The 22,085-nt window shown below is 59.7% G+C and carries 20 protein-coding genes and 1 pseudogene; 13 read left to right on the forward strand and 8 right to left on the reverse strand.

The annotated features are described in order from the left end of the window. Positions 1-63: 63 nt before the first annotated feature. Positions 64-1,476, reverse strand: coding sequence for an FAD-binding oxidoreductase (locus AC13Q5_RS07055; RefSeq protein ID WP_488501253.1), 1,413 nt, complete (start codon positions 1,474-1,476; stop codon positions 64-66). A 388-nt stretch (positions 1,477-1,864) separates the two neighbouring features. Between AC13Q5_RS07055 and AC13Q5_RS07060 the strand changes: the two genes are divergently transcribed. Genes AC13Q5_RS07060 through AC13Q5_RS07075 form a run of 4 tightly spaced genes read left to right on the forward strand, consistent with a single transcriptional unit; the run spans position 1,865 to position 4,729 of the window. Next, positions 1,865-2,638, forward strand: a complete 774-nt coding sequence (locus AC13Q5_RS07060; protein WP_488501626.1) for a transporter substrate-binding domain-containing protein — start codon at positions 1,865-1,867, stop codon at positions 2,636-2,638. Between the two features lie 60 nt (positions 2,639-2,698). Continuing rightward, entirely contained in the window at positions 2,699-3,370 is a 672-nt protein-coding gene (locus AC13Q5_RS07065; protein ID WP_488501254.1) for an amino acid ABC transporter permease, read from the forward strand. Further along, positions 3,367-4,026, forward strand: coding sequence for an amino acid ABC transporter permease (locus tag AC13Q5_RS07070; RefSeq protein ID WP_488501255.1), 660 nt, complete (start codon positions 3,367-3,369; stop codon positions 4,024-4,026). The genes AC13Q5_RS07065 and AC13Q5_RS07070 overlap by 4 nt, the downstream gene beginning before the upstream one ends. Next, positions 4,004-4,729 (forward strand): amino acid ABC transporter ATP-binding protein, encoded by a 726-nt coding sequence (locus tag AC13Q5_RS07075; protein ID WP_488501256.1) that lies wholly within the window; start codon positions 4,004-4,006, stop codon positions 4,727-4,729. Before AC13Q5_RS07070 ends, AC13Q5_RS07075 begins: the two co-directional genes overlap by 23 nt. A 15-nt stretch (positions 4,730-4,744) precedes the next feature. Here AC13Q5_RS07075 and AC13Q5_RS07080 read toward each other — a convergent pair whose 3' ends face one another. Further along, positions 4,745-5,632 (reverse strand): AraC family transcriptional regulator, encoded by an 888-nt coding sequence (locus AC13Q5_RS07080; protein ID WP_075851842.1) that lies wholly within the window; start codon positions 5,630-5,632, stop codon positions 4,745-4,747. 14 nt (positions 5,633-5,646) lie between these two features. On the opposite strand from AC13Q5_RS07080, the gene AC13Q5_RS07085 reads away from it, so the two are divergent. Beyond that, positions 5,647-6,054 (forward strand): DUF2000 family protein, encoded by a 408-nt coding sequence (locus tag AC13Q5_RS07085; protein WP_075850881.1) that lies wholly within the window; start codon positions 5,647-5,649, stop codon positions 6,052-6,054. A 57-nt stretch (positions 6,055-6,111) separates the two neighbouring features. On the opposite strand, the gene AC13Q5_RS07090 is transcribed toward AC13Q5_RS07085, so the two are convergent. The 4 genes from AC13Q5_RS07090 to AC13Q5_RS07105 all read right to left on the reverse strand — a co-directional run bounded on the left by AC13Q5_RS07090 (position 6,112) and on the right by AC13Q5_RS07105 (position 12,557). Beyond that, positions 6,112-6,780, reverse strand: coding sequence for a YiaD family glycine zipper/OmpA-like lipoprotein (locus AC13Q5_RS07090; RefSeq protein ID WP_075851843.1), 669 nt, complete (start codon positions 6,778-6,780; stop codon positions 6,112-6,114). 196 nt (positions 6,781-6,976) lie between these two features. Further along, positions 6,977-7,990, reverse strand: a complete 1,014-nt coding sequence (locus AC13Q5_RS07095) for a flagellin N-terminal helical domain-containing protein (protein WP_457881844.1) — start codon at positions 7,988-7,990, stop codon at positions 6,977-6,979. A gap of 248 nt (positions 7,991-8,238) precedes the next feature. Further along, positions 8,239-11,394, reverse strand: coding sequence for an efflux RND transporter permease subunit (locus AC13Q5_RS07100; protein ID WP_488501257.1), 3,156 nt, complete (start codon positions 11,392-11,394; stop codon positions 8,239-8,241). Beyond that, positions 11,391-12,557: an efflux RND transporter periplasmic adaptor subunit gene (locus AC13Q5_RS07105; RefSeq protein WP_488501258.1), complete on the reverse strand. Its 1,167-nt coding sequence runs from the start codon at positions 12,555-12,557 to the stop codon at positions 11,391-11,393. The genes AC13Q5_RS07100 and AC13Q5_RS07105 overlap by 4 nt, the downstream gene beginning before the upstream one ends. Positions 12,558-12,921: 364 nt before the next feature. Between AC13Q5_RS07105 and AC13Q5_RS07110 the strand changes: the two genes are divergently transcribed. The 4 genes and pseudogenes from AC13Q5_RS07110 to AC13Q5_RS07125 all read left to right on the forward strand — a co-directional run. Then, entirely contained in the window at positions 12,922-15,387 is a 2,466-nt protein-coding gene (locus tag AC13Q5_RS07110) for an ATP-dependent helicase (protein ID WP_488501259.1), read from the forward strand. A 43-nt stretch (positions 15,388-15,430) separates the two neighbouring features. Then, entirely contained in the window at positions 15,431-15,970 is a 540-nt protein-coding gene (gene socA, locus AC13Q5_RS07115) for a type VI toxin-antitoxin system SocA family antitoxin (RefSeq protein ID WP_488501260.1), read from the forward strand. Continuing rightward, positions 15,948-16,667, forward strand: coding sequence for a type VI toxin-antitoxin system SocB family DNA replication inhibitor toxin (gene socB / locus AC13Q5_RS07120; protein WP_488501261.1), 720 nt, complete (start codon positions 15,948-15,950; stop codon positions 16,665-16,667). The genes socA and socB overlap by 23 nt, the downstream gene beginning before the upstream one ends. Further along, positions 16,667-16,834, forward strand: a pseudogene (locus AC13Q5_RS07125) (GIY-YIG nuclease family protein); the annotation flags it as partial. The gene socB and the pseudogene AC13Q5_RS07125, both read left to right, overlap by 1 nt. On the opposite strand, the gene AC13Q5_RS07130 reads toward AC13Q5_RS07125, so the two are convergent. Further along, on the reverse strand, positions 16,831-17,181 hold the full coding sequence (locus AC13Q5_RS07130) for a winged helix-turn-helix transcriptional regulator (protein WP_075850887.1): 351 nt from the start codon (positions 17,179-17,181) through the stop codon (positions 16,831-16,833). The pseudogene AC13Q5_RS07125 and the gene AC13Q5_RS07130 overlap by 4 nt on opposite strands. A 148-nt stretch (positions 17,182-17,329) precedes the next feature. On the opposite strand from AC13Q5_RS07130, the gene gstA reads away from it, so the two are divergent. Next, positions 17,330-17,965 carry a glutathione transferase GstA gene (gene gstA / locus AC13Q5_RS07135; protein ID WP_075850888.1) on the forward strand — a complete coding sequence of 212 codons (636 nt, stop codon included), beginning with the start codon at positions 17,330-17,332 and terminating at the stop codon, positions 17,963-17,965. 133 nt (positions 17,966-18,098) lie between these two features. On the opposite strand, the gene AC13Q5_RS07140 is transcribed toward gstA, so the two are convergent. Beyond that, positions 18,099-18,836 carry an SDR family oxidoreductase gene (locus tag AC13Q5_RS07140; RefSeq protein WP_488501262.1) on the reverse strand — a complete coding sequence of 246 codons (738 nt, stop codon included), beginning with the start codon at positions 18,834-18,836 and terminating at the stop codon, positions 18,099-18,101. A gap of 168 nt (positions 18,837-19,004) precedes the next feature. Here AC13Q5_RS07140 and AC13Q5_RS07145 point away from each other — a divergent pair, with 168 nt between their 5' ends. From AC13Q5_RS07145 to pncA, 3 genes are all read left to right on the forward strand, one after another. Further along, positions 19,005-19,619 (forward strand): TetR/AcrR family transcriptional regulator, encoded by a 615-nt coding sequence (locus tag AC13Q5_RS07145; protein WP_488501263.1) that lies wholly within the window; start codon positions 19,005-19,007, stop codon positions 19,617-19,619. A 281-nt stretch (positions 19,620-19,900) separates the two neighbouring features. Beyond that, positions 19,901-21,184: a sugar MFS transporter gene (locus AC13Q5_RS07150; protein ID WP_075850891.1), complete on the forward strand. Its 1,284-nt coding sequence runs from the start codon at positions 19,901-19,903 to the stop codon at positions 21,182-21,184. A gap of 110 nt (positions 21,185-21,294) precedes the next feature. Further along, positions 21,295-21,918 carry a bifunctional nicotinamidase/pyrazinamidase gene (gene pncA, locus AC13Q5_RS07155; RefSeq protein ID WP_488501264.1) on the forward strand — a complete coding sequence of 208 codons (624 nt, stop codon included), beginning with the start codon at positions 21,295-21,297 and terminating at the stop codon, positions 21,916-21,918. Positions 21,919-22,085 lie beyond the last annotated feature (167 nt).

Below are 22,085 nucleotides of genomic sequence, written 5' to 3' on the forward strand. Positions count from 1 at the left end.
GCGGCTGCAGCCTAGCGTCATTCGTGCCTGTAGCAAGCCAAGATCATGAAAATATTCCATCTTTCAGTGCCTGCGGAATATCTTCCCCGGATTGAAAATGGCATCCGGATCGAGCGACTCCTTGATCTGGCGCATCAGATCGACCGCATCGCCAAGTTCCTGCTCGAGAAATGCCATCTTTCCTTGCCCTATCCCATGTTCGCCCGTGCATGTGCCGTCCATGGCAAGCGCACGCGCATTGAGGCGGGCGACGAAATTCTCGACGACGGCGATCCCTTCCGGGGTCTTGTCGTCGAACAGGACGAGCACATGGAAATTGCCGTCACCGGCATGGCCGACGATGGGTGCCAGCAGGCCGTGCGCCTCAATATCGGCCTGGGTTTCCGCGACGCATTCGGCAAGCCGCGAGATCGGCACGCAGACATCAGTCGACAGGGCAGCCAGCTCCGGCGCCAGCGCGCGGCAGGCCCAATAGGCATCGTGGCGGGCTTTCCAGAGCTTGTTGCGCTCCTCCGCATTGCTTGTCCAAAGGAATTCGCCGCCACCGCATTCGGCCGCAATCTCGGCAAATTGCGCCGATTGCAGCGCAACGGTCTCATCGGTGCCGTGGAACTCGAGGAAAAGCGTCGGCTTCTCATCATAGGTCAGGCCGGAATAGCGATTGCAGGCCCGCATCTGCATGGCATCCAGCAATTCGATGCGCGCGACGGGTACCCCCATCTGGATCGTCATGATGACGGCATCGCAGGCCGACTTGACATCAGGAAAAGCACAGGCGCCGCCGGCGATCTTCTGCGGAATGCCCTGCAGGCGCAGCGTGACCGAGGTCAGCACGCCGAGCGTGCCTTCGGCACCGACGAAAAGTCGCGTCAGATCATAACCGGCGGATGATTTCTTCGCTCGTCGAGCGGTGCGGATTTCCTCGCCATTGGCGGTGACCACGGTCACGGACAGAACATTGTCCTTCATCGTGCCATAGCGCACGGCATTCGTGCCCGATGCCCGCGTCGATGCCATGCCGCCGATCGAGGCGTTGGCACCCGGATCAATCGGAAAGAACAGACCGGTGTCGCGCAGATAAGTATTGAGCTGTTCGCGCGTGACGCCAGGTTCTACCGTGCAATCCAGATCCTCGGCATTGACCTCGATAATGCGGTTCATGCGGCTGAAATCGATGGAGATGCCGCCCTGTGGCGCATTCACCTGGCCTTCGAGCGAAGAGCCCGTGCCGAAGGGAATGACCGGAACCTTGTGCTCAGCGCATGTCTTGACGACGGTCTGCACATCTGCCCGCGTTTCGGCAAAAACCACGCCGTCCGGGAGCTGCGATGGGATATAGGTCGTGGTGTGAGCGTGCTGGGCGCGAAAACTCTCGCCGGTCTGGAAGCGCTCTCCGAAAGCCTGTTTGAGAATGCCGAGAACGGCTGCTATCCCCGCCTCGTTACGTGCCCCCGCCTTCGCATCAGCCAGAACCATAATCCGAATCTCCCATCGCGATCGTCGAAGGGTGTTAACCCTTTTATCGGTTCTATGGGACATCAGCGCGGCGCTGTCCAGTGATGAAAGTCAACCGCAACTGTCGCACCCTCCCACCTCGCAATCTTTGATCTGGCTTCGATCCAGGCCAACTTGAGCGACACAGGCGGACAAGGACATCAGCAAACACCGCAGACAGAAATTGCCCATTTTTTCAGCAGAACGCGACATAAACTGATCATTGGGGATGAACAATCTGGAGGTCTGGATCCGCAATCGACGGGAGTGCCGGCATTGCCGCAGCGACTGGCACGGGTCTTGCGTTTTGCCTTCCAGCTTTCACACAGCCCGATTGGAAGGATATTCGATGAAGCGCAGACAAATGCTCATGGCACTCGGCATCGCGATGCTCGCGATGGGGTCGATTTCCGCCCCCGACGCAGCTCGGGCGGATACCCTGAGCGACATAACCTCTCGCGGCACGCTCCGCGTCGCCGTTCCGCAGGATTTCCCGCCTTTTGGCAGCGTCGGTACGGACATGGCGCCGATGGGTTATGACATCGATATGGCAAACCTGATCGGCGAAAAACTCGGCGTCAAAACGGAGCTTGTCCCGGTCACCAGCGCCAACCGCATTCCCTATCTGCAGACGAACAAGGTTGATCTGGTGATTTCAAGCCTCGGCAAGAATCCGGATCGCGAAAAGGTTATCGATTTCTCCGACGCCTATGCGCCCTTCTTCAACGGCGTTTTCGGCCCCGGCGATGTGGCAGCTGCCAAGCCGGAAGACCTTTCCGGCAAGACGATCGGCGTCACCCGTGGCGCGATCGAGGATCTGGCGCTGACCAAGGTCGCGCCGCAGGATGCGACGATCAAGCGCTACGAAGACAATAACGGCACCATCTCGGCCTTCCTGTCCGGACAAGTCCAGCTGGTTGCGACCGGCAACGTCGTCGCGGCAGCGATTCTTGCAAAGAACCCGCCGAAGAAGCCCGAGATGAAATTCCTCATCACCAACTCCCCCTGCTTTATCGGCATGAACAAGAACGAAGCGGCGCTGCAGAAAAAAGTCGATGAGATCATCGCCGCCGCCAAGGTGGATGGGACGCTCAACAAGATGTCGCAGAAGTGGCTGGGCGCCGACCTGCCGGCCGGCTTCTGATCAACGCACGACCGATCGCGCCGTTCGGCGGCGTGATCGGTCAGAGCGAGGCTTCATCCCATGCGTTATCATTTCGACTTCGGCTGGCTCGCCGAATACTATCCCACACTGGTCAAGGGCGTTCTCGTCACGGTGGAGCTGACCCTTATCGGTGCCGTGCTTGGCATCATCCTTGGCATCGCCTGCGCCTGGGCTCGCGCGCTCGGCCCATCCTGGCTCAAGCCCTTCGTCGCCATCTATGTCGAGCTGATCCGCAACACGCCGTTTCTGATCCAGCTCTTCTTCATTTTCTTCGGCCTCCCCGGCATCGGCGTCCAGATGAACGAGATGACCGCCGCCAATCTCGCCATGGTCATCAATCTCGGCGCCTATAGCTGCGAGATCATCCGCGCCGGCATCCAGGCGACACCCCGCGGCCAATTCGAAGCCGGCGCCAGCCTTGCCATGACACGGTTCGAAACCTTCCGGCATGTCGTCCTCGTGCCGTCGCTGCAACGCATCTGGCCGGCACTGTCATCGCAAGTCGTCATCGTTATGCTCGGCTCCTCGGTCGTCTCGCAGATCGCTGCCGAAGACCTGACCTTCGCGGCAAACTTCATCCAGTCGCGCTCCTTCCGCGCCTTCGAAGCCTATTTCGTATCGACGGCGATCTACCTCGCGCTCGCGATCCTGCTCAGGCAAGCGCTTGCGGCTATAGGCACGTTGATCTTTCCACGCAGGGTTCGCCAATGATCCAGTTCACCACCTGGGATATTCTGCGCGGCCTGCTGCTGGCGACGCGCTGGACGATCCTCCTCTCGCTCGTCTCTTTCGCCGGCGGCGCCATCGTCGGCGCAATTCTGCTGTTCCTGCGCATCGGCAAGGCAAAGGCCGGCCGTGTCGCCGTCAGATATTTCGTCGAGCTGTTTCAGGGCACGCCGCTGCTGATGCAGCTCTTTCTTGCCTTCTTCGGTCTCGGACTCTTCGGCATCGACGTGCCGGCCTGGCTGGCTGCCGGCGTCGCACTCACCATCTGGTCGGCTGCCTTCCTTACCGAAATCTGGCGCGGCTGCGTCGAGTCAGTCGCCAAAGGGCAATGGGAGGCCTCCGCCAGCCTGGGCATGGGCTATATCCAGCAGATGCGTCACGTAATCCTGCCCCAGGCACTGCGTATCGCCGTGCCGCCGACGGTCGGTTTCTCCGTGCAGGTCGTCAAGGGCACGGCCCTCACCTCGATCATCGGCTTCGTCGAGCTGTCGAAGGCCGGCACCGTCATCACCAACGCGACCTTCCAGCCCTTCACCGTCTACGGCTTCGTCGCGCTCATCTATTTCGCCCTGTGCTGGCCGCTGTCGAAAAGCAGCCAGATCCTGGAGAGGAAGCTCAATGTCGCTCATCGAAATCACTGAAGTCCGCAAGAGCTTCGGCGCCAACGAGGTCCTCAAAGGCATCAACCTCGATGTCGAGCCCGGCGAGGTCATCGCCATCATCGGCAAGAGCGGTTCGGGAAAATCGACGCTGCTGCGCTGCATCAACGGGCTGGAAACGATCAATGACGGCTCGATCTCGGTCGCAGGTGCACAGCTCCTGCCCGATGACCTGCACCTGAAGGCGCTGCGGCTGAAGGTTGGCATGATCTTCCAGCAATTCAATCTCTTCCCGCATCTAAGCGCGGGACGCAACGTCATGCTCTCGCAGATGGTCGTCAAGAAGACCACCAGGGCCGACGCCGAAGCCATGGCGCGGCGAATGCTCGATCGTGTCGGCCTCGGGCACAAGTTCGACGCCTATCCGGATGAACTCTCCGGCGGCCAGCAGCAGCGCGTCGCCATCGCAAGAGCACTCGCCATGCAGCCGATCGCACTGCTCTGCGACGAAATCACCTCCGCCCTGGATCCGGAGCTGGTCGCCGAGGTTCTCGCTGTTGTCCGCGAACTGGCAAGCGAAGGCATGACGTTGCTGATGGTGACCCACGAGATGAAATTCGCGCGGGACGTCTGCTCACGCGTCGTCTTCATGCATCAAGGCCGCGTGCACGAAATCGGACCGCCCGGCGAAGTCTTCGCCAATCCGCAAACGCCGGAACTCAAGCAGTTCCTCGGCCTTCACTGAAGACCGGCGGAGCCGCTATCCCGCTCCCCGCACCATGTTGCGCCATGCGCCCGGTGCGATGCCGAACGCCTTCTTGAAATGCCGGGTCAGATGGCTCTGATCGGCAAACCCGGTTGCGGCGGCAACCTCTGCAATCGGCTCGCCCACGCCGATCATCGCCTTCGCCTGCTGCAGCCGCCGCATCAGCAAGAACCGGTGCGGACTGGTAGCAAAGGCCGCACGGAAATGCCGTGCAAGCGCAAAGCGATCAAGGCCGGTGATGCGCTCCAGCTCCTGGGATCTCACATCCTGCATGCTATTCGCCTCGAGATAATCGCGTGCTACCTTCACCTGCCCCCACGCAATGCTGCCCAAAGGTCGTTGCGGCAAACGAGCATGCCGGACGAGGCCGTCCGTGAGGCGAGAGACGAAATCGTCGACGAAGAGATCATCGAGTTCGCGATCGAGCTCGCCAAGGGCCGCCAGCAACAGCCCGGCGAGCCGATCATCCCGGACGATCGGATCATCGACAAAAGGCAGTCCGACGCGGGCCGCCTCAAGGCATTGAAACAGAACCGAGGGTTCCAGATACAGCATGCGATAGACCAGGCCGTCCTCAGTCGCCGCCCCGCCATCATGCAGCTCGTCCGGATGAAGGATGATCACCCGCCCCGGGAGGCTGTAGCGCTGCTCGCCGCGATAGCGGAACGTCTGCACGCCCCGCATGGTGACGCCAAGCGCATACGTATCGTGCCGGTGCAGATCGAAGGCATCGCCCCGGAATTGCGCCTGGATGCGTTCGATACCCGGATAGGCCGGCGCAGACAGGATGCGGTTGGCCTCCGGCGTCACGCACAAACGTTCAAGACCCTCGAAGATCTGTCCGGCTACATCGTCGCGCAATGTCCCATTCCCAGACTGCATGAAAGTGACCATCGATGTTCGATACCAAAATCGCGATCGTTTTGCGAAGCGACCTTCAATCCTGGCAAAAGCTGAACGTAACTGCCTTCCTGTCGACAGGCATCGCCGGGCAACATCCCGACATCATCGGCGAACCCTATCGCGATCGTGCCGGCAACGTCTACAACGCATTGTCGATCCAGCCGGTCATCGTTCTGTCTGCCGATCAGGAGAATATCGCCGCCATTCATCGCCGCTCGCTCGAACGTGGCGTGACCTCTTCCATTTTTATCGAGGAAATGTTTGCGACCGGCCATGACGTCGCAAACCGTGCCGTCTTTTCCGAATTCGCGCCCGAAGACGCCAAGGTCGTCGGCATCGCCTTGCGCGCGGACAAGAAAACCGTCGACAAGATCACGAAGGGCGCAAGCATGCATGCGTGATCGGACGCGCAGAGAGAACGGCCGGATCGTGAGACCCGGCCGTTTTGTTGAGAAGGCTTAGCCGTTCTGCGTGATCGGTGCGATCTGGATCTCGACGCGACGGTTCTGGGCGCGGCCAGCCTCGTTAGCATTCGTTGCAACCGGCTGCGACGGGCCGAAGCCGATGGCCGACATGCGGCGCTGGTCGATGCCCTGGCTGCCGAGGTAGGAGGCAACCGATCCGGCGCGGCGCTCAGACAGATCCTGGTTATGCTGCAGGCTGCCCGTCGAATCCGTATGGCCGTTGACGTCGATCAGCGTGCGGTTGAACTTGCGCAGAACGATCGCTACGGAATTCAGCGTAGCGAAGAATTCCGGCTTGATCGCATCCTGGTCGATATCGAAGGTGATGGCCGACGGCATGTTGAGGATGATGCGGTCGCCGACGCGTGTCACCGAAACGCCGGTGCCCTGCAGCTGCGCGCGCAGCTCGGATTCCTGCTGGTCCATGTAATTGCCGATGCCCGCACCCGCGAGCGCACCGACGCCTGCGCCGATCAGCGCGGCATTGCGGCGCGAGGCCGGCGAATGGCCGATCAGAAGACCGGCAACGGCGCCAACACCGGCACCGATCGCTGCACCGCCCGCCGTGTTGGAAACTTTCTGCTCACCCGTATAGGGATCGGTGGTGGTGCATGCGTTCAAAAAACCTGCCGCTAGGGCAAGAATGGCAATTTTCTTGATCATAGAATCATCGCTCTCCGGTTCGATGGCCGCAGCAGATATGAAGCATTGCGGCAATATCATGAAGAGAAATCTTATCCAGACCTTTGTCCCCTGTGCATAGCCTATCGGTGAAGCTTTTCGACGAAGTCGACGCATCCGGAAGTATGGAGCCGCCCATTTGCCGGCCCCATCAAATTCAGCGGCGCCCCGCCGGCAATCAGTGATTCTGGAAGAGTTGCAGAACCGTATTGTAGCTCGCATTGGCAATCGCCAGGGATTGCACCCCGAGCTGCTGCTGAGCCTGCAGCGCCAGAACCTTGCTCGATTGTTGCTCCATATCGGCATCCACAAGCTTGCCGACGCCGCTGGTCAGCGAATCGGTGAGGTTCTTGGCGAATTCGGTCTGAAGACTGATACGCGATTCGAGGGAGCCGAAGGCGGACCCGATCGTCTTGAGCTGGTTCAGCATCCCCGTCACGGTGTTGACCATGTCCACGATCGCGCCCCGGGTCGTGTTCGCATCGAGCGAGATTTCCACCTGGCCGCTCGTATTGCCGTTCTGGCTGCTGACGAGCACATAATTCTTGGCAGCCCCGGCCTCTGTCGCGAAGGACGTCGACGTCAGCACGCCATATCCGCCCGTGCCGCTTGACTGGTCATCGATCAGATAACGCGCATCGACCGAGGTGATCGGGCCGCTCGTCGAACTCACGCCCGCATAGCTCAACATGCCGATCGAAACCGTACCGTTGCTGCCTCGGATCAGGGAGCCCGGCACTTCGTGCGGATCGGTCGGATCGGCGCCGTCACGCAACACAATCCAGTTGACACCGTTGAAGGTCGCCGACTCCCCTACAGTGCGCAGCTGCTGCTTGAGCTCGGTGATCTCGTCATTGAGCTTCGTCTTGTCGACGCTGGTCTCATAGGCGCTGACGAGCTTCGTCCTGATTTCCGTCACGACGTCGATCGCGCTGCTAACACCCGTGGAGGCGGTGCTGACCGTCGAAGCTGCGAGACCAAGCGCATCCTGAACCGACGAAATCGCGCCGATGTCCGTATGCGTCAAAGTCGAGATTTTCCAATATGTGGCATTGTCTCTGGCCGACTGAACCCGCAGGCCCGACGACATCTGTCGTTCGGCATTACCCAGTTTGGTCTGGGTGTCCCTCAGCACTTCCAGCGCTGTATTCACAGAGGGATTGACCCTGATGAAGGTCGAAAAAATACTCACGGCACATGAACTCCGGACGCAACAATACGCAACAAATACAAGGAGACATTGAAACCTTGCCGCGGGCGCTCATGCGCGCGGGCCGAGCGTGTCGGCGAACGGGGAAGCGAGGCAAAAACAACGCCTGCGCTCCAGCGGTTACATACCGCTATGATTAGCAAACATGCTTAAAAAAGCGCTAAACGATACGGCTGATTTACCATAAATAAGCGCAACGCCTGCAACGGGCGCAACCGGCCCGCTCCGGCCTACTCCGCCGCGCGAAGACTGGTGAGCTTCGCGCGCAGCGCAGCGTCCGACATCTCGTCATGCAGCCGCTGCTCTTCATGCGTCTGCGGTTTTGCAAAGCGGGCGATCAAGAGATAGGCGACCGGCGTGATGTAGAGCGTGACCAGGGTCGCAAACCCCAGACCGCCAACGATCACCCATCCGAGCGCGACGCGCGCTTCCGCACCCGCGCCCTCCGCAAAGACGAGTGGCACGCCGCCGAGGATGGTAGCGATCATCGTCATCATGACCGGCCGCAGGCGCAACGCGCAGGCCTTTTCTATCGCCTCACGCACACCTTCTCCCTTGTCGCGCAGCTGATTGGCGAATTCGACGATCAGGATGCCGTTCTTCGCCATGACACCGACAAGCAACACCAGGCCGATCTGGCTGTAGATGTTGAGGCTAGACCCGGTGATGACGAGCGCAAAGACGGCGCAGGCAAGGCCGAGCGGCACGGTGGACATGATGATGACCGACGACAGCACGCTTTCGAACTGCGCAGCCAGCACCAGGAAGATGATGACGATGGCAAAGCCAAAGGTCAGCATCATGCCGCTGGAATTTTCTTCCAGCGTTGCCGCTTCGGCGAGCGGCATCAACCGCGAACCCGGCGGCAGGAGCGGCGTCGCGATGCGGGTGACTTCCTCGACCGCTTGCCCGAGCGACATGCCATTCTTTAGACCGGCGGTGATCGCGACCGAAGCCAGCTGCTGCTCACGGGTCAGCTGCGGCGCAACGGCATTCTCCTTCAGCGACGCGATGACAGACATCGGCACGATCTTGCCGTCGCCGGTCTTCAGGAAGACGTTTTCGAGATCGGTGGGATCGTCGATCGGCCGCATCGTGGAGGTCAAAAGCACTGGATAGGATTCACCGGCGACGAATACGTCGACGACGGAGCGCCCTTCCAGCAGCGACTGCAGCGCGACCGAAAGACCCGTGATATCGACCCCGAGATCGGAAGCGCGCTCACGATCGATGGTGACGGAGACCTGGGCCTGCGTCGGCTCGTTGTTCAGCCGCGGCGTGTCGAATTGACCTGTTTTGTCGAGTTCCTGCACCAGCTTCAGCGCAGCTTCGGTCAGCGCTTCGTGATTGTTGCCGATAAGGGCCATCTGCACGCCACTGCCGGCGCCTCGGATGCGCAGGCTGTTGGCCTGAATGACATTGCCGCGAAGGGCAGGCACCCCGGCCATGGCGCGATTGATATCCGCAACGATGTCCTGCTGCGTGCGATGGCGCTCGCTCCAGGGCGCCAGCGTCAGCACCATGAAACCGCTGTTCTTCTGGCTGTTCATGCCTGAAATCGCATAGATATTCCGGATGTCGCCACTCTTCATCAGCGGCTGCAGCCGCTCTTCGACGCGCTGCAATTGATCCTTGGTGTAATCGAGACCGGCGCCTTGCGGCGTGGTGAGACGCAGCATGACCATCGCGCGGTCTTCATTCGGCGTCAGTTCGCTTCTGACGTTGATGAACGCGAAAACAGCGGCAACCGCAAACATGACGCAGAACACGATGACGACAAAAGGCGTGTTGAGACAGGCGCGCAACGTGCGACGATAGACACTGGAAAAAAGCTCACCGAAGCGACCGAGCGCTCCGTGCTCCTCGCGCATCTCCTTGGTCAGCATCCGCGCAGCGAGCATCGGGCAGAGCGTCAGCGCAACGATCGACGAGAGGCCGACGGAGAAGGCAAGCACGAAGCCGAATTCGCGGAACAGACCGCCCACCTGCCCCGGCAGGAAGGACAGCGGAATGAACACGGCGGCAAGCGTGGCCGTTGTCGCAATGACGGCGAAGAAGACTTCGCGCGTGCCAAGCACGGCGGCAGCGCGCGGCCCGATCTTCTCGGCCCTGCGCCGCACGATATTCTCCAGCACGACGATCGCATCGTCGACCACGAGGCCGGTCGCAAGCACGATTGCCAGCAGCGTGAGAATATTGACCGAGAAGCCGACCATGTAGAGCGCGGCCAGCGTGCCGATGAGTGCCACCGGCATGGTGACGACCGGGATCAGCGTCGCCCGCCAGTCGCGCAGGAAAAGATAGATGACGACGGTCACGATCAATGCGGAAAGCACCAGTGCCAGCACGACTTCATGGATCGCTCCCTGAATAAACACGGCATCATCGCTGGTAATGGCGATGCGGGTGCCCTCGGGCAGCGATTTGGAGAGCTGCGCGACGACGGCCTTCACGCCCTCGGAGATATTCAGCGTGTTCGACTGCGCCTGGCGGATGATGCCGAGGCCGACGCCCTGCACGCCGTTGGAGCGCAATGCGGTCGTGCCGTCCCGCGGTCCGAGCGTCACGGTCGCGACATCGGAGAGCCGCACGCGATCCTTAATGATCAGCCGGGAAAAATCCTCCGGCGTCTGCAGCGCTGCCGTGGCGCGCACGACGATATCCTGGCGCGCGCTCTTCAGCGATCCGGCCGGCACGTCGAGCGCGGCGGTCGCAAGCGCCGTCGTCAGGTCGCCGATCGTCAGGCCCCTGCCCGCAAGAGCCGCCTGGTAGACGTCGATGCGGAAGATCTTTTCCTGGTCGCCATAAAGCTCGACATCGGCAACGCCCTCGACGGAAGCGAGCCTATCCCTGATTTCCTTGTCGACCAGCTGCGTCAGGTCGTCCATCGTCAGCGTCGTCGACGTGACGGCAAGGCGCATGATCGGCTGCGAATCCGAATCCGCCTTGACGATCTGCGGCGCATCGGCCTGATCCGGCAATTGTTCGGCGATACGGCCGATGGCGTCGCGAACATCGTTGGCGGCGACCGAAAGGTCCGTCGCATCCGAAAACTCAAGCGTTACACGGCTCTGCCCGAAGGACGAGCTGGAGGAGACCGATTTCAGACCGCTGACACGAGCGACCGCCCCTTCGATGATCTTTGTCAGCTCCTGATCAACCGTCTGCGGCGACGCACCATCGAATACGGTTCTGACCGTGACGACCGGACGGTCGACATCGGGCAATTCGCGCACCTCGACGCCGAAATAGGCGGCAAGACCGGCAACGACCAGAAGCGTGTTGAAGACCAGCGCAAGGATCGGCCGGCGGACGAAAAGCGCGGTAAAGGACTGCTTGGCCGCAGCCGAGCCGGCATCCACCGTATCATTGCCATCGGTCATCATTGGGTGATGACCTCACTGGCCTGAGCGACATCGCGGGCGAAGCGAACCTCCCCGCCTTCGGTCACGCGCTGCAATCCCTCGACGACGATGAGGTCGCCATTGTGAAGATCGCCCCTGACAAGAACGGCATCCGGATTGCGCTGCACGATGCTGACGCGCACCTTTGAGGACTTGCCGTCGACAACGCGCCAGACATGCGCACCCGCGCCATCCCATTGCACGGCAAGCGGATCGACGGAAGGATAGGTCTCGCCAGCAAAGCGCATGCCGACATTGAAGGACATGCCGGCGCGCAATTCATCGGAGGCATTGTCGATGCGGGCGCGCACGCGCAGCGTCCGGCTCGTGCCATCGACGCGATTGTCGACGGCCTCGACGGCGCCTGTGAATGCTCGCCCCGGCAGCGCCACCGACGTCGCTTCCACCGGCTGGTCTACCTTGACGGTGTTTGCAAAGCGTTCCGGCACCCAGTAATCCACCAGGATTTCCGAACGGTCGTCCAGCATGACGATGTTGGTTGCCGTCGTGACGTTGTCGCCGACGACGACAGGCACGATACCGACAATGCCGTCGATCGGCGCGACGACATCGCGGCGCTTCAGAGCCAGCTCCGCCGATTGCAGCGCCAGCTTCGCGCCCTGCTCCACGATCTCGGCATCGAACACATCCATGCGCGAGACAGTGGATTTGATATTGCGATAGAGCTGGGATTTCTCGACGGCGCTCTTCAGCGCTACTTCCGCCTGGCCGCGCGCGATGATCTGCTCGTCGTCGTCGAGACGCGCCAGCACCTGGCCCTGCTTGACCCTGTCGCCGGATTTGATGAGAATTTCACGGATCGTGCCCGCCGCCTGCGGCATGACGACGACAGAACGGATGGCATCACCGGTACCGATCGCGCTCAGGCGATCATTGACGATGCCGCTGACCACAGGTTCCGTGACGACAAGCGGTATGTTCTGGCCGCGCCGTCCGCCGGAACTCGCTTTCGTCTCCGCCTTTCCGTCGGCCGCGCCATCGCGTGGTGCAATCCACGCCACGATCGTCTCGGGAACGCCGACCTTCTGCAGCAGGCCCGCTGCACTCGGCACGAAGGCCACGACAGCGGCAATGCCGGCTGCCAGCAAGAAAAAAGACAAGGAAAGCTGCTTCCAGGCGGTCATGCACGTCTCCGGCTCGTTGTGTCAGAGGCGATGAAATCGCGTCGTTGGTTTTCTGTATGGCCCTTCTCACCCAGCGCACTTACCAGGGCCAAAAATCGGATCAGGCGGCTCTATAATCCAAGATTGTGCCCGATTTGCTGCAATATCGTGTTTTTGAGCATATGCGGCAAGTTTTGCCACAGATTATGACAAAGTTGTAATCTTGGCGTGGACAACGAGACGTTTTATCGGGGTGTCGCGCATACCCAATGCGCCATGAAAAACGACCTTCCAGCGCGCATTATACACTGTGAATGTGCACTTTTTGTTCTAGTTTCGGGCCGTTTCTTTTGCCTTTCGGGGTAGAATCATTACATTGGGCGGCATGACCATTGGACATGACGATATTCCCTTCTTTGACGAGGAGCCGGAGCACACGGCACCGCGCCGTTCTGCGCCGGCCTCCGGCAGCATTGGCGGCGGTATCGCGGCCCGCGCCATGGCAGCACGCGATAGCGGCCGACGACCCGACTATCTCTCCGGCCTCAATGCCGAGCAGGCCGAAGCCGTGGAAACGCTTGATGGCCCCGTTCTGGTGTTAGCGGGCGCCGGCACCGGCAAGACGCGCGTGCTGACCACCCGCATCGCCCATATCCTCTCCACCAACCGCGCCTTCCCCAGCCAGATCCTCGCCGTGACTTTCACCAACAAGGCAGCACGCGAGATGAAGGAGCGTATCGCGCTGCTCGTCGGCGGCGCGGTCGAAGGCATGCCCTGGCTCGGCACGTTCCACTCCATCGGTGTCAAGCTGTTGCGCCGTCATGCCGAGCTGGTCGGCCTCACCTCCAGCTTCACCATTCTCGATACCGATGATGTCATCCGTCTGATCAAGCAGTTGATCCAGGCGGAAGGGCTCGACGACAAGCGCTGGCCGGCCAAGCAGTTTGCCGGCATGATCGATACCTGGAAGAACAAGGGCCTCAGCCCCGCCGATATTCCCGAAGGCGATGCTCGCGCCTTTGCCAACGGCAAGGGTCGCGAACTCTATGCCGCCTACCAGAACCGCCTGAAGACACTGAACGCCTGTGACTTCGGCGATCTCCTGCTGCATCCGATCAATATGTTCCGGCAGAATCCTGATATCCTCAAGGATTACCACCAGCGCTTCCGCTATATCCTGGTCGACGAATATCAGGACACCAACACGGCGCAGTACATGTGGCTGCGCTTGCTGGCACAGCGGCAGAAGGGTGAGCCACAGAACGTCTGCTGCGTCGGCGACGACGACCAGTCGATCTATGGCTGGCGCGGCGCCGAAGTGGACAACATCCTGCGCTTCGAGAAGGATTTTCCGGGCGCCAAGGTCATCAAGCTCGAGCGCAACTATCGCTCCACCGAGCATATTCTTGGAGCCGCCGCGCACCTGATCGCCCATAATGAGGGCCGGCTCGGCAAGACGCTGTTCACCGATCGCTCCGACCCCGACGACATCAAGGTGCAGGTGCACGCCTCCTGGGATTCCGAGGAGGAAGCGCGCGCGATCGGCGAAGAGATCGAGCAGCTGCAGCGCAACAAGCACAATCTCAACGACATTTCGATCCTCGTGCGCGCCTCTTTCCAGATGCGCGAATTCGAAGACCGCTTCGTCACGCTCGGCCTCAACTATCGCGTCGTCGGCGGCCCTCGCTTCTACGAGCGTCTCGAAATCCGCGACGCCATGGCCTATTTCCGCCTTGTCTGCCAGCCGGCCGATGATCTCGCCTTCGAACGCATCATCAACACGCCGAAGCGCGGCCTGGGTGACACCACGGTGCGCACCCTGCACGATTACGCCCGTGTGCGCGATATCCCGATGCTGGCGGCAGCGGCCGATATCATCGAAACGGACGAGATGAAGCCGAAGGCGCGCAAGGCGCTGTTCGACGTCGTTCAATCCTTCCGCCGCTGGCAGGGCCTGCTCGAAAATACGCCGCATACCGAGCTTGCCGAGCAGATCCTCGAAGAGTCCGGCTATACGGATATGTGGAAGAACGACAAATCGGCGGAAGCACCGGGACGCCTGGAAAACCTGAAAGAGCTCATTCGCTCCATGGATAGTTTCGAATCCATGCGTGGCTTCCTCGAGCATGTCGCCCTCGTCATGGATGCCGAGCAGAACGAAAATCTCGACGCCGTCTCCATCATGACGCTGCATTCAGCCAAGGGGTTGGAATTCGACACGGTCTTCCTGCCCGGCTGGGAGGAAGGCCTGTTTCCTCACCAGCGCGCGCTCGACGAAAGCGGCCGTGCCGGCCTCGAGGAAGAGCGCCGCCTCGCCTATGTTGGCATCACCCGCGCCAAGCGCCGCTGCCACATCTGGTTCGTCTCCAACCGCCGCATCCACGGCCTCTGGCAGTCGACCATCCCCTCCCGCTTCCTTGACGAGCTGCCGGAAACGCATGTTCAGGTCGCCGAAGTCGAGCAATCCTATGGCGGGTATGGCCGCGGCGGCTACGGCCAGTCACGCTTCGACAAGGCCGATCCCTTCGCCAACGCCTATTCCACCCCCGGCTGGAAACGCGCACAGGCCAACCGCAACGACGCGACGCGCGACAACTGGGGCAGCCGCTCCGGCCACGCCGTCGAGCGCATCGGCTACGGCGAAAGCGGCCCGAAAGTGCGCACCATCGACGGCGAACTGGTGGTCAAATCCACCTCCAATGAACCCTCCAAATTCGCCATCGGCGACCGCGTCTTCCACATCAAGTTCGGCAACGGCAACGTCTCGGAGATAGAGGGCAACAAGCTGACCATCGAATTCGACCGCGCCGGGCAGAAGCGCGTACTGGACGGGTTTGTGGAGAGGGTATAAGGGAACGATCTCATCTTTAGCTGACTGCCGCAAGATATATAAAATGCATGATCCGAGAGCTATCGCTAACTACGTTCTAGAGCTCGCAGAGGAAGATGCGCGCCCGGTGACGAACATTGTTCTGCAGAAACTAATATATTTTTGTCACGCATTTTTCTTACTCGAACATGAGAGGCCGCTGGTAAGCGGTTACTTTGAGGCTTGGACTTACGGCCCGGTTCACCCAGCTTTATACAAATCCTTCAAAGAGTTCGGGGCTAATCCAATTAAAGGTAGGGCTTCCAGATATGACGTTGTCTCTGGGGCCAGCTTCGTGATCGACCCAATTTCGGACAAATCTGCACGAAGAGTAATTAGATCGGTAATGGTGAACCTCTCTAGTTTATCAGCAGGGCAATTGGTCGATCTATCGCACGCGCCAAATGGGCCTTGGCATTATACTGTGGAAAACTCAAAAATTAATGCAAATCTTGGGTTACGAATCACGGACGATGTTACAAAGAAGAGATTCAAGTTCTTAAAATTGGCGATTGGAAAATCGTCGACACAAAGGGAACCCGATGAAGACACGCCGTTTGGCTGAAACTGACCTCGCGCGGATCGCTGTTCTACCGGTCGCCGACCAATGGGTTCTCTTGCAGAAACATAAGTTTGGACGCCCTCCCCATACCTATGATCCCGTTCGAAGGGCGCAGCCGGATATTCTCAATCGTCAAATACCTCTGTTTGGCAGAGCCGAGCCTACGCCTTGGCAGAAGGTTTGCGAGATTATTCAGAAACATTCCCGTCATACTGCTGAGTATGAGCATAATTTAAGTGTAGCAAAGGCCCTCTACGATTTTGCTCAGCATGAACAGGTATTCTCGCGCGATCGCTTGATGCCTAACTGGGCGATTGGTTTCGGACAGTCCGTACGTTTTTGGCCGGATTACATTTCAATTGTAGGCGAGCAGCCAGAGGTCAGTTTTCACGATTATCGCCTTACCAAGCGTTTGAATAAAGAAGCTAGACGCTTTGCGTTTTCCGTTATGCATGAGCGCACGCGGGCTCTTGATCCAGACTTACAGAATGTAGCCCTGGCCATCTATCAGTTTAGAAAATTGGATGATGGAACTCGGATACTACAGCGCCGTACCGATGATGGGTTGGAATTATTTAGCTTCGATCAGCTTAACGAAATGATCTCGACGACGTATCGCATATGGGAACAGGTACTTATCGAGAGAGAAGAAGATGATAGAAGAGCGGCGAATAATAACAGTAACCCAATGGGATTCTAACGCCTGGCTTCGCGTGGAAATACGGCTGCACGCGACTCGTCTGGTATGAGGACCACGCCGACATCGTTTCAGCCATACAGCGGGAAAAATCGTTGAAACGCTGGTATCGCCAATGGAAGGTCGAGCTGATCGAAAAAACAAATCCCGATTGGCGGGATTTATACTAGGAGCTCTGGTGAAGCTCCTCGCTCATCCGCACATCCCGGTCCTTCAGCCACAGTCCAAATTCCTTGACCACGGCTACCACCTTCTCCAGCCGGGTCCCATCCTCCGTCAGCGAATATTCGACCTTCACCGGAACAGTCGGATAAACCGTGCGCCGGATAAGGCCTGCCTCCTCCAGCGCCCGCAGATCGAGCGTCAGCATTCTCTGCGAGATGCCGGGCATCAGCCGCCGCAATTCGTTGAAGCGCTGGGGGCCATCGACCAGGTAGGAGACGATCAGCAGCCGCCAGCGACCTCCCAGCAAATGCATCGCCTCCTCGACGGAGCAGCCAGTCACGGTCTTTTTCATCGGGCATACCTCATACTCGAGGCGGTATAATTTTTGTACCTAGATGTCAAACTTTTCCGTTCTTACGATTTTATACCAGGTGGATTACATGGTTCGGCAGCCAGCTTTCCAAGGGGAGCCGGCGTAAGAAACACCATGGAGATTCCTAGTGAAACTGTACTACATGCCCGCCAGCTGCTCGCTCTCGCCCCATATCGTCATCAACGAACTTGGTCTGGACGTGGAACTGATCAAGGTCGACCACACCAGCCACAAGACAGAGACGGGGCTGGATTTCTATGGCGTCAATCCGAACGGCTATGTTCCCGTTCTCGAACTCGCAGACGGCAGCCGTCTGGGGGAAGGACCGGCCATCGTCCAGTATCTTGCGGATTTGAAACCCGAGGCCGGCTTGGCGCCTGCCGCCGGCACGATGGCGCGCTACAGGCTGCAGGAAATGCTCGGCTTCCTCTCGACGGAAATTCACAAGGGCTTCATCCCACTTCTCTATGCGCGGCTGGCGGGAAACTATGTCGACACGGCAAGGCCGAAGCTTGAAAAGCGGTTTCAATGGGTCAATGCGCACCTCGCCGACCGCCCCTTCCTGATGGGGAAAAACTTCACGGTTGCCGACGCCTATCTCTTTGCGCTGACGGGCTGGGGCCAGGCGCCGTGGCTCAAATCCTACTACAAGGCCGGCATTCATTTCGACGAATTGCATAATCTCGAAGCCTGGTATGCCCGCATGCGGCAACGCGACGCCGTCAGGAAATCCATTGCCGAAGAAGGACTGGCATTCGACTGAGCGCGGCAGCCTGTAATATAAAAGCCACCGCGAGGGACTGTCGGTCTCGCGGTGGCGCCATTTGATCTCGCTTTATTTTCGACGATGGAGGGTCATGTCGCCACAAAGGCTCTTGCGCACCCGCCGCTCCATTTCAGTTGCGCCCGCCGTTTGCCCTGATGATCTGACCGTTGACCCAACCACTCTGCGGGCCGGCCAAAAACGACACGATCTGCGCAATGTCTTCCGGCAGTCCGAGACGGCCGAGCGGAATGTCGTTTATCAGCCGCTGGATTAGCGCCTCGGATCGGCCCTTGAACAGTAAGTCGGTGGCGATCGGCCCCGGCGCGACGGCGTTGACCGTAACGCCGCGCGTGCCGAGTTCCTTGGCGAGTGTATGCGTCATCGCTTCCACCGCCGCCTTCGTCGCTGCATAGACTCTGTTGCCGGGGGAGTAGTGTCCGATGATGCTCGTGGAGAGATTGATGATGCGGCCGCCGTCGCGCATCCGCTTTGCACCCTCGCGCATTCCGTTAAAGGTGCCCGTGAGGTTGACCGCGATCTGCTGCTGAAAATCCTCGTCCGAAACCTCGGCCAATGGCGAAAACTTGCTGACACCCGCATTGTTGACGAGCACGTCGACCCTCCCGAACTCGGCTTCGGCACGGTCGAACAATGCCGCCACGGCCGAAGCATCGGCGACATCTGCACGGACGGCAATCGCGCGGCCACCCGCCGCCTCGATACCAGCGACAACATCCTCGGCCCCTCCCAAACTCGATGCGTAATTGACGATGATCCGAAAGCCATCGGCGGCAAGCTGCCTCGCAATGGCAGCCCCGATGCCCTTCGATGCGCCGGTGACGATTGCGGTTTTGATTTCGTCGGACATGTATTTTCTCCTTTGTTCTTCCTGCCCAACGTTGAGCAATGCACGCGCATGCGCTCTCGAACACGCCGAGGGAACTCAATCCCGGGTATGGCTGGAACGCTTGTGTCGTTGGGTCGTGATCTGTAATATGAGCGATAATTCGCTTTTTGCTACTCGCATTCCGGGATCATGTCCGAGAACCCTCTGAAGAGCCGTCCCGCGCCGAGAAAAGCGCCGAAACAAGCCCGCTCGCTCGCGACCGTCGAAGCGATCGTGGAGGCTGCGGCTCGCATTTTGGAAGAGCGTGGCCATGAGGCCTTTTCCACCAACGCCGTCTCGGAGAAGGCCGGCGTCAGCGTCGGCTCGCTCTATCAATACTTTCCGCGCAAGGATGCGTTGATCGGCGCTTTGATCCTGCGCGAGACTTCCCGCCTCGTCGAAGAAGCGGAAATCGCCGCCGACAAGCCTACCGGCAATGAGGCCCTGTCGGCGCTGATCCTCCCCTGCGTCGAGCAACAACTTCGCCGGCCGGCACTAGCCCGCTTGCTCGATTTCGAGGAAGCGCGCCTGCCGCTCGATGCCGCCACCGAAGCGGTGAAGAAGCGATTCTTCGAGCTTACGCGTGCGACACTGCTGCGATCGGATCTGCCGCCGCAGCCGGATATCGAGGTGGCAAGCCGCGATGTGGTCGCGATCATCAAGGGAATGGTCGATGCCGCCGGCGAACATGGCGATCAGGATAGAAATCAGCTGGCTCTGCGTGTGAAACGCGCCGTTCTTGGCTATTTGCACAGCCTCGACTGACGTCCGCAACCTGCAACAATCGGGTGTGCGGCCCGAAAGCCGAAAGGCATGGCTAGATACTCCGTCTTTGCAAGCGATTGCATTGCAGCATTGCAGAATCTGCATCTCTAGCATGCTACCAATATGAGCCTAATCGATTATATCGATTTAAGCGGCTTCGGGGCTCTGCGTTTCCTGCAGGCATCTCGGCAAGCCGCTGCCAGTCCTTCTTCCGGCCCGTTCGGGCTTTTCGCCCGGGTCGCTATCGAAGCCTGGCAATAACAAGAACCGAGGATAAAAAAGTGGCTGGCTCAGCAACAAGCTCTGCGCCCACCAGCGCGCGTGCATCCGCACACCATGGCCAGGGCAATTACCAATTCGCGCTTATCGCACTCACCTCACTCTTTTTCATGTGGGGCTTTATCACCTGCCTGAACGACATTCTGGTGCCGCACCTGAAGAGCGTCTTTCAGCTTAACTATACCCAAGCGATGCTCATCCAGCTCTGCTTTTTCGGCGCCTACTTCATCGTATCGCTGCCGGCCGGAGCGCTCGTGAAGCGCATCACCTATAAGTGGGGTATCGTCGTCGGCCTCGCGATCGCGGCAGTCGGCTGCGCCCTCTTCATCCCGGCGGCCAGCTACCGCGTTTATGCACTCTTCCTGGGCGCGCTCTTCGTGCTCGCCACCGGCATCACGATCCTGCAGGTCGCCGCCAATCCCTATGTCACCGTATTGGGACCGCCGGATACCGCGGCCAGCCGCCTGAACCTGACACAGGCCTTCAATTCGCTCGGCACCACGATTGCACCGTACTTTGGCGCCATGCTCATCCTGTCCGCCGCGACCGTTGCAGCTGCCAACGCGACACCGGAACAGCTCGATGCCATCAGGCTTGCCGAAGCCGGCGCCGTGAAATTCCCCTACCTGCTGCTTGCCGCAGCCTTCCTTGTACTCGCTGCCGTCTTCGCAGCTCTCAAGCTTCCCGAGGTCGAAGATGAGGAGACCATCGAGCCGATGCGCGGTGGCGGCTCTGCCTGGCAGTATCGCCATCTCGTGCTCGGCGCCGTCGGCATCTTCCTCTATGTCGGCGCCGAAGTCAGCGTCGGCAGCTTCCTTGTGAACTTTCTGAGCCAGCCTGATATCGCCCATCTCTCCGAGGCCGATGCTGCCCACTACGTCTCCTATTTCTGGGGCGGCGCCATGATCGGCCGTTTCGTCGGCTCGGCAATCATGCGCCATATCGATGACGGCAAGGCACTGGCCTTCAATGCCGCTGCAGTCATCATCTTGCTCGTAGTCACCGTGCTGACAACGGGCCATGTCGCCATGTGGTCTGTACTGGCGATCGGCCTGTTCAATTCGATCATGTTCCCGACGATCTTCAGCCTGGCGCTGCACGGGCTTGGCAAATATACGAGCCAGGGCTCAGGCATCCTGTGCCTTGCGATCGTCGGCGGCGCGATCCTGCCGGTCATCCAGGGCGGCCTTGCCGATACGATCGGCATTCACCTTGCCTTCCTGATGCCGATCATCTGCTACGTCTACATCGCCTTCTATGGCCTCAAGGGCCACAAGCCGGCGTAAGCCTTTGCAAACCATCGCGCCTCGCCGCCTCCCTCGGCGGGGTGCAAAGGGCTTGATCCGAAACGCGTCGCTTGGCATCGTGCAGCGCAACAAATCGGAAGGATAGGCCCATGAAAGCGCTGCTGCTCATCGACATCCAGAACGGCTTCTGCCCCGGCGGAAATCTCCCCGTGCCGGATGGCAATCAGGTGGTGCCCGTTACCAACAAACTCATCGACAGCGGTAAATACGATTTGATCGTCGCCTCGCAAGACTGGCATCCAGCCGGCCATGGCAGTTTCGCCTCCGCCCATCCGGGCAAGAAGCCTTTCGAAGTCGGCACGCTCTCGGGCAAGCCCCAGATGATGTGGCCCGACCACTGCGTCCAGAACAGCAAGGACGCCGAGTTTCATCCCGACCTCCATCTTGGCGCCGTCGATTTCATCCAGCAGAAGGGCCAGAACCCTGCGGTCGACAGCTATTCCGCCTTCCGCGATAATGATCAGGCAGCCCTGACCGGCCTGGCGGCCTACCTGCGCAACAAAGGCATCACCGAACTCGATCTTTGCGGGCTGGCAACCGATTACTGCGTCAAGTTTTCGGCGCTCGATGCGGTCGAAATGCTGCCCGGCGTCACCGTCCGCTTCATCGAAGATGCGAGCAGAGGCATCGACCCCGCCGGGGTCAAGGCCGCGATCGACGCCATGCGAGCCCGCGGTGTCGCTATTGCCAGCAGCAAGGACGTGCTTGCGTAAAATCGCGCCGACCAAGCTAAACCTTCCCTAAACAAAATGATGCAAGCTGTTCCCGATCGATAGAACGGTTCAGCTTTTCATGGAATCTCTGATCCGCTCTATCTCATTGTTTTTACGCAATTCCAGACGGAAAACCGCTTCGCACTTTTCCTGGAACTGCTCTGAGA

The sequence above is a fragment of the Martinezella sp. CNPSo 3964 genome (assembly GCF_057784375.1).

Coding starts and splice junctions, on each gene's coding strand:
- AC13Q5_RS07060 (WP_488501626.1), top strand. CDS start 1,865: ATGGCACTCGGCATCGCGATGCTCGCGATGGGGTCGATTTCCGCCCCC.
- pncA (WP_488501264.1), top strand. CDS start 21,295: ATGAAAGCGCTGCTGCTCATCGACATCCAGAACGGCTTCTGCCCCGGC.
- AC13Q5_RS07090 (WP_075851843.1), bottom strand. CDS start 6,780: ATGATCAAGAAAATTGCCATTCTTGCCCTAGCGGCAGGTTTTTTGAAC.
- AC13Q5_RS07075 (WP_488501256.1), top strand. CDS start 4,004: ATGTCGCTCATCGAAATCACTGAAGTCCGCAAGAGCTTCGGCGCCAAC.
- socB (WP_488501261.1), top strand. CDS start 15,948: ATGAAGACACGCCGTTTGGCTGAAACTGACCTCGCGCGGATCGCTGTT.
- AC13Q5_RS07130 (WP_075850887.1), bottom strand. CDS start 17,181: ATGAAAAAGACCGTGACTGGCTGCTCCGTCGAGGAGGCGATGCATTTG.
- AC13Q5_RS07070 (WP_488501255.1), top strand. CDS start 3,367: ATGATCCAGTTCACCACCTGGGATATTCTGCGCGGCCTGCTGCTGGCG.
- AC13Q5_RS07110 (WP_488501259.1), top strand. CDS start 12,922: ATGACCATTGGACATGACGATATTCCCTTCTTTGACGAGGAGCCGGAG.
- AC13Q5_RS07055 (WP_488501253.1), bottom strand. CDS start 1,476: ATGGTTCTGGCTGATGCGAAGGCGGGGGCACGTAACGAGGCGGGGATA.
- AC13Q5_RS07085 (WP_075850881.1), top strand. CDS start 5,647: ATGTTCGATACCAAAATCGCGATCGTTTTGCGAAGCGACCTTCAATCC.
- AC13Q5_RS07080 (WP_075851842.1), bottom strand. CDS start 5,632: ATGCAGTCTGGGAATGGGACATTGCGCGACGATGTAGCCGGACAGATC.
- AC13Q5_RS07100 (WP_488501257.1), bottom strand. CDS start 11,394: ATGATGACCGATGGCAATGATACGGTGGATGCCGGCTCGGCTGCGGCC.
- AC13Q5_RS07105 (WP_488501258.1), bottom strand. CDS start 12,557: ATGACCGCCTGGAAGCAGCTTTCCTTGTCTTTTTTCTTGCTGGCAGCC.
- socA (WP_488501260.1), top strand. CDS start 15,431: ATGCATGATCCGAGAGCTATCGCTAACTACGTTCTAGAGCTCGCAGAG.
- AC13Q5_RS07140 (WP_488501262.1), bottom strand. CDS start 18,836: ATGTCCGACGAAATCAAAACCGCAATCGTCACCGGCGCATCGAAGGGC.
- AC13Q5_RS07145 (WP_488501263.1), top strand. CDS start 19,005: ATGTCCGAGAACCCTCTGAAGAGCCGTCCCGCGCCGAGAAAAGCGCCG.
- AC13Q5_RS07065 (WP_488501254.1), top strand. CDS start 2,699: ATGCGTTATCATTTCGACTTCGGCTGGCTCGCCGAATACTATCCCACA.